Source organism: Xylophilus sp. (genome assembly GCA_009914555.1).
Taxonomy (GTDB): domain Bacteria; phylum Pseudomonadota; class Gammaproteobacteria; order Burkholderiales; family Burkholderiaceae_C; genus WNDY01.
In genome coordinates this window covers 50345-56744 of the sequence record WNDY01000027.1, presented here as the reverse complement: position 1 = coordinate 56744, position 6400 = coordinate 50345, and the positions used below count along the sequence as shown (strand labels likewise).

The window sequence follows — 6400 nt, the reverse complement described above, 5'->3', positions numbered from 1 at the left end:
GAAAGCGTTCTCCTCCTCCAGCCGCGCCACTTCACGTTTGAGCCGTGCATGTTCGGCCAACTCCAAGCGTTGTGCCTGATCGTCCTGGTCGTGCCGCCGCGCCTGGGCGCGCCAACTGTACAGCTGGGCAGGCTGCAACCCCAGATCACGAGCCACCGTGGTTACCCCTTCTGTGGCCGCTCGCAACAGTGCCTGCTGCCTGAACTCCAGGCTGAACTCCTGCCCCTTTCTGCCTGCCTTGCTCTTGGTCATCGTCCACCTCCTATTGCGATAGTTAATCGCTTATAGGGGTGTCCGTGAAACGGGGGCAAGATCAGACATCGGCAGATAAAGTACCGATACGGGAATGGCGAGGTTCGTCTCCCATGTTTTCTTCCATCCAGGGACCGCACAGACAATCAGAACCAATCTGATACCACTTCCCGATATTTCTCTCAAATCAAGAAACTTGATGGTTACAATTACCATCTGTGACCCATGTTGTCGTTATCGCCGTCGTTATTCCTTCTTACCGAGTCAAGGCGCAGGTACTCGACGTGATTGCCCGCATCGGCACTGAGGTGACGCACATCTTCGTCGTCGACGATGCCTGCCCGGAGGGCTCCGGTACACATGTGCGCGAGCACTGCTTCGATCCGCGGGTGACGGTGCTGACGCATGCGGTCAACCAGGGCGTGGGCGGGGCGGTGATGACTGGCTACCGTGCCGCCATTGATGCAGGAGCCACCGTCGTCGTGAAGGTCGATGGCGACGGCCAGATGCGTCCAGAGCTGATTCCGAAGTTCGTTGCGCCCATCCTTGCCGGCCAAGCCGACTACACCAAGGGCAACCGCTTCTATGATCTGACGCACATTCGCCGCATGCCGGTCATCCGGCTCTTGGGCAACGCGGTGCTGTCGTTCATGGCCAAGCTCTCGACCGGCTACTGGAACCTGTTCGATCCGACCAACGGCTACACGGCACTGCATACGCGCGTGGCCTGCCAGATCGACTTCGACAAAGTCAGCCCACGCTACTTCTTCGAGACGGACATGCTGTTTCGGCTCAACATCGTGCGGGCAGTAGTGGTCGACATCCCGATGGACGCCGTCTACGGAGACGAGCGCAGCAGCCTGCGCATCACCCGGATCCTGGGCGAGTTCCTGGGCAAGCATGCGCGCAACCTCGGCAAGCGGCTGTTCTACGACTACTTCCTCCGTGACATGACCGTGGCATCGCTGGAACTGGTGTTCGGTGCCCTGCTGCTGCTGTTCGGGCTGGTGTTCGGCGGCTACCAATGGACACACAGCATGGCGGTGGGCAAGCCGACGTCGGCTGGAACCGTGATGCTCGCCGCCTTGCCGACGCTGGCGGGACTGCAGATGCTGCTGGCATTTGTGGCGTTCGATGTGGCCAACCAGCCGCGCCGGCCGATCCACCACGACCTGGATTAGCGGGGCTTGCGGCCTGCTGACGACCCCAGCGACTCCTGCCCACTTATTTCCTCACAAGCCTGACGACTCCGTGTCACTCCAACAGTACGCCCTCACCATCTCCACCGTGCTCGCACTCGCTGTGGGCCAAGTGCTCTTCAAGCTCGCTGCACGCAACATGGTTGATGCCGCGCCTCTGGTACAGCAAATTCTGTTCAACGGACACCTTTGGGTGGCACTGGCGGTCTATGCGGTAGCGACCGCTTTCTGGATCGTACTGCTGCGCCATATCCCGCTGGCGCTGGCCTATCCGTTCGTAGCCCTCGCCTTTTTCTTTGTACCGCTGCTGGGCCACTGGCTCCTGCAGGAACCACTGCGCTGGCAAAACATGGTGGGCGGCATGTTTATCCTGCTGGGGGTATGGATCTCGGTCGGCTGGAAAACGCGGACATGACAGTTGCAGCGCTTCGCTGGCGCGCGGCGGGCCAGCGCCTGCTTTGGGTGGTGGCCCTCCTGGGCTGCTGGGGCATTTCCGTTCGCATACCGGCCTTTCAGTCGCCCGACGAGAACGCGCATTTGGGCCGGGCCTATCTGATTTCGCGGGGGCATCTTCTGCTGGAGCACCCGGCCGGGCAGGACTCAGGCGGATACTTCGAGCCAGCGTTCACCGAATACCTGCGCCTGTATCTCCCCTTGATCGGCAAACCCGAGAACAAGCGGCTATCCGAAGAAGACCGCCAGCGGGCCAAGTCGCTGCGCTGGAGTCCACCGCAAACGGACCGCACGTTTCAGGCGGTCGGTGGCACCGGCTACTACTTGCCACTCATCTATGCGCCCCATGCCCTGGGCCTGGCCGTCGGTCAGCAGCTCGAAATGACAGTCCAGCATTCGTACCGTCTCGCACGGGCGATGAACTGGCTCGCCGTCATAGGCCTGCTTGCGCTGGCGTGCACGATCCTTCCACCCAACCCGCTCGCGGCGGCGTTGCTGCTGCTACCGATGAGTCTGTTCCAGGCAGTGTCTCCGGTCATCGACGGCATCAGCGCCGCGCTTGTCGTGCTGGCAGTGGCGCTGTTTCTGCGCGGTTCGGACCGTGCACAGGCGCCACCGCCGCGCTGGCATCTCTGGACACTGGCAGCAACACTGCTGCTGCTGTGCACCAGCCGCAACCAGCTTCTGCCCATGCTGGGGCTGCCGCTGTTCCTTGCATGGCGGCGGCGCTCTTGGCGCGCAGCGGGCCTCGGTCTGGTCGTGATCCTGCTGGTCGCCGCATGGACGGTGTATGCGCTAAAGACGACGGTAGACACCCGTGTGCCACGCGACCAAGGCACCGGAGAGCTTTTGCAGCACTACGCGGCCCATCCGCTGGAGTTCCTGCGCATCACCGAAGCGACCGTCAGCAACCCTGCGGTCTGGAAGAGCTATACTGACACGTTCATCGGCGTACTAGGCTGGCTGGACACTGCGCTGTCGCCCGAGTGGTACGTCTGGCTCACCTATGGCCTCGGTGCCTGCGCCATGGCGTCGCTTTCCTGGAAGACATTGCGCAGGGATGCGCCCGAGCGACTCTGGCTGCTGCTGACCGCAGCCGGCTCCATTCTGCTCGTATTCCTGGCGATGCTCGTGACTTGGACGCCGCATCCGACTGACCACGTGGCTGGCGTGCAGGGCCGCTACTTCGTTGCACCGCTGCTTGTCGCCGCGGCCGCGCTCAGCGGCACACATGACAATTGGCGGCCCTGGTGGCGTGCCGCTCCCCTCGTCCTGCTGTTCGCCGCAGCCTCGCTCTCCGCCTTGCTGCCTGCGCTGAACGCCCGCTATCATTGATTTCCCTGCCGGGACGCACTGGCAGCCTCGTCCCGAGACCAACCTTACTTCTCATCGCGCCGCAGCCGGAAAGTGACGCGACGCGCGGCGCCGCACGCCAGAAGTCGCAAGATGCACCGTGCCGCTCGGCAGGCGAGCCGGGCTTACCATCCCGATCTCAGAAGGTGTGAACGAATCCGGCGTCGTCCGATGGCCCGCCAGAACGCGGGCGATCAAACACAAAGCGCAGATGTGGCCCAGGCCACGGCGGGTATTTGCAACGCAGAGCGCACGTGTCATGGCGAGACCGGCGGGCATGACGGGCTCGTTCACACCTTCTCAGTCCTCGACCACTTCGCTCAGCGACTTACCCAGTTCACCATGAGTACATCTGCCTCGACCTACCTCCGAAAGGCCCGCACGGCTTGGCGCCTGTGGCGCACGGAAGGCTGGTACAGCGTCGCCCGCGTGATCCGCCTCAAGACGAACACCACGCGCTCCGCGGCCAGCAACGACCGCGATTACACCGCTTGGATCGCCCGCTACGACAGCCTTGACGTGAAACGTTTGCGGACGCTGACTTCCCGTGCATACGGCCTCGCCTGGCGACCGCGCTTCTCGGTCCTCGTGCCCGTCTACAACCCGCCGCTGGCCCTGCTGGACGAGGCCGTTTCCTCCGTGCGCATGCAGGTCTATCCGGACTGGCAGCTCATCCTGGTGGACGATGCTTCCACCGATCCACAGGTATGGCCTCGCCTGCAGACGCTGGCTACCGGCGACAGCCGTATCCGCGTGGGCCGCAACGCTGTCAACGGCCACATCTCGGCCACGTCGAACGCGGCGCTCGCGCTGGCCGACGGCGACTTCGTCGCCCTGCTGGACCAGGACGACTTGCTCACTCCGGATGCGCTGCTGCGCGTGGCCGAAGCGCTGCAGACGCATCCCGACGCACAGATCCTCTACAGCGACGAGGACAAACTCGATGCGAAGGGCCGCCGTTTCGACCCGTATTTCAAGAGCGATTGGAACCTGGAGCTGTTCTTGTCGCAGAACTTCGTCAGCCACCTCGGCGTGTATCGGCGCGAACTCGTGCAACAGGTCGGGGGCTTCCGCCTGGGCTATGAGGGCTCACAAGACTATGACCTTGCGCTGCGGTGCATAGCGTGCATCGGCGCGCAGCAGATCGTGCATATCCCGTATGTGCTCTACCACTGGCGCGTCCTGCCCGGCAGCACGGCCCTGGCCCCCGGCGAGAAGCCTTACGCACAGATCGCCGGCCAACGGGCGCTGTCCGACTTCGTGGCCTCGCAAGGCTGGGCCGGTACCGTGGAGGCACTGTCCAACGGCTATTACCGGTTCCATGCGCATCTGCCTTCGGACCCGCCGCTTGTGAGCCTGGTCATTCCGACACGCAATCAAGCCCAGTTCGTCACTCAGTGCATCGACAGCATTCTCGGCAAGACGACCTACCGCAACTTCGAGATTCTGCTCGTCGATAACGGCTCCGATGAGCCCGAGGCACTGGCGAAGTTCGCCGAGTACGCACGGCACCCACAGATCCGCGTACTACGCGATGATCGGCCGTTCAATTACTCTGCGCTCAACAACGCCGCCGTGCGGCAAGCGAACGGCGAATTGGTAGGCCTGATCAACAACGACATCGAAGTGATCGAGCCCGGCTGGCTCGGCGAACTGGTGTCGCTGGCGCTGCGCGAAGGTGTCGGCGCCGTAGGCGCCAAACTGCTTTATCCCGACGGGCTGGTGCAGCATGCCGGCGTCGTCACCGGCCTCGGCGGCGTAGCCGGGCATCTGCACTGGAAGCGCGAGCGGGACGCGCCGGGTTACTTCGGCCGTGCGGTGCTTACGCAGGCGCTGTCAGCAGTCACCGCCGCCTGCCTCGTGGTGCGCAAGGCAATCTATGAGGAAGTTGGTGGTCTCGACGAGGAGCACCTGACCGTGGCCTTCAACGACGTGGACTTCTGCCTTCGCGTGCGCGAGGCCGGCTACCGCAATGTCTGGACGCCCTGGGCCTTGCTCTACCACCACGAATCGGCTTCACGGGGCGCCGACACCAGCGGCCCGAAGGCCGAACGTTTCGCCCGCGAAGTGGCCTACATGCACCGTGCCTGGGGCAGGAAGCTGGCACACGATCCGTTCTACAACCCCAACCTCTGCCTGGAACACGAGACCTCTTGGCTCGCCTGGCCTCCGCGGCTGCCCGAACATGCACCGGCGGTGCAAGGCTGACCCCGTGATCTCCGAAGCGGCATCTCTGGGCGCTCCTCGGCGCGCCTCTTACAGGGTACCTGCCCGGCCGCGCAGTCCATGCCATAACCCGCGCAGCATTATGCTGAAATGCTGGCGCCGCGGCGGCGTGATGAGCGAATAGAAGCCGAACTTCAGCAGCAGCCGCCAGCCATCGACGAGCTTCCAGTTCAGCGGCACCCAGGGCTCGCGGTAGATCAGAACCGCGTTGCGCACGTGGTAGTAGTGCCGCAGCGGCGAGTGCACCGGGATTGCACGGCCCGCGAAGCGCAGCGGCGCCTCGCCGAGGGTATGGGCCATCGCGGCCTCGCAGGCACCGTAGCTTTGCAGACCGGCAGCCTTGGCGCGCAGCCCCCATTCGATGTCCACATAGTCGATGAACAGGTCTTCGCGCATGGTGCCGGCTGCGTCGAGCACGGCCATCGGGATCAGGCAGCCTGAGGCGATCAGGTAGTCGACCGGCACCACGGGCCGGCCCGGCACGCAGGCGTGGCGGTGCAGGCGCAGACCTTCGACGCGAATGAAGGGCGGCGGATTGTCCTGGCGACTGTCGAGGTAACGCGGCCCGACAGCCGCCGCGTCGGGCCGCGACGCGGCTGTGGCCAGCAGCACGGCGACCATACCGGGGGCCGGAACGCTGTCCTGGTCCATGAGCAGCACATGGCTCGCACCATGCGTACGGGCCCAGGCGATGCCGGCGTTCTGTGCAGCGGCGATGCCGCGGTTGGCGCCCAGCGGCAGCACCGCATGCCGTGCACCCACGGCAGACGGTTGCTGAGCAAGCCAGCCGGCCACATCCTCGCGCGACCCGTTATCGACGATGGCGACGGCCGCGACCTGTGGGACCAGTGCCTCGAACTGGCGACGCAGCGCCTCCAGATCGGGCTCATAGGTAACGACGATGGCTACCACCATCT

6 protein-coding genes are annotated in these 6400 nt (G+C 64.2%); 4 read left to right on the top strand and 2 right to left on the bottom strand.

The features are described 5' to 3' along the window. Window positions 1–252: transposase (locus GAK38_RS13300; RefSeq protein ID WP_291781585.1), on the bottom strand; the 252-nt coding region annotated here is incomplete at its 3' end. Between the two features lie 218 nt (window positions 253–470). Here GAK38_RS13300 and GAK38_RS13295 point away from each other — a divergent pair. The 4 genes from GAK38_RS13295 (at window position 471) to GAK38_RS13280 (ending at window position 5465) form a co-directional block, all read left to right on the top strand. Beyond that, window positions 471–1433, top strand: a complete 963-nt coding sequence (locus tag GAK38_RS13295; protein WP_325344850.1) for a glycosyltransferase family 2 protein — start codon at window positions 471–473, stop codon at window positions 1431–1433. Window positions 1434–1539: 106 nt separating this feature from the next. Continuing rightward, on the top strand, window positions 1540–1866 hold the full coding sequence (locus GAK38_RS13290; protein ID WP_325344848.1) for an EamA family transporter: 327 nt from the start codon (window positions 1540–1542) through the stop codon (window positions 1864–1866). Further along, window positions 1863–3239 carry a DUF2142 domain-containing protein gene (locus GAK38_RS13285; RefSeq protein ID WP_325344846.1) on the top strand — a complete coding sequence of 459 codons (1377 nt, stop codon included), beginning with the start codon at window positions 1863–1865 and terminating at the stop codon, window positions 3237–3239. Before GAK38_RS13290 ends, GAK38_RS13285 begins: the two co-directional genes overlap by 4 nt. Window positions 3240–3428: 189 nt before the next feature. Beyond that, on the top strand, window positions 3429–5465 hold the full coding sequence (locus GAK38_RS13280) for a glycosyltransferase family 2 protein (RefSeq protein ID WP_325344844.1): 2037 nt from the start codon (window positions 3429–3431) through the stop codon (window positions 5463–5465). A gap of 48 nt (window positions 5466–5513) precedes the next feature. Here the strand turns inward: GAK38_RS13280 and GAK38_RS13275 are convergent, their stop codons facing one another. Then, window positions 5514–6398 carry a glycosyltransferase family 2 protein gene (locus GAK38_RS13275; protein ID WP_325344842.1) on the bottom strand — a complete coding sequence of 295 codons (885 nt, stop codon included), beginning with the start codon at window positions 6396–6398 and terminating at the stop codon, window positions 5514–5516. Between the last annotated feature and the right edge of the window lie 2 nt (window positions 6399–6400).

Coding starts and splice junctions, on each gene's coding strand:
- GAK38_RS13285 (WP_325344846.1), top strand. CDS start 1,863: ATGACAGTTGCAGCGCTTCGCTGGCGCGCGGCGGGCCAGCGCCTGCTT.
- GAK38_RS13280 (WP_325344844.1), top strand. CDS start 3,429: ATGGCCCGCCAGAACGCGGGCGATCAAACACAAAGCGCAGATGTGGCC.
- GAK38_RS13275 (WP_325344842.1), bottom strand. CDS start 6,398: ATGGTGGTAGCCATCGTCGTTACCTATGAGCCCGATCTGGAGGCGCTG.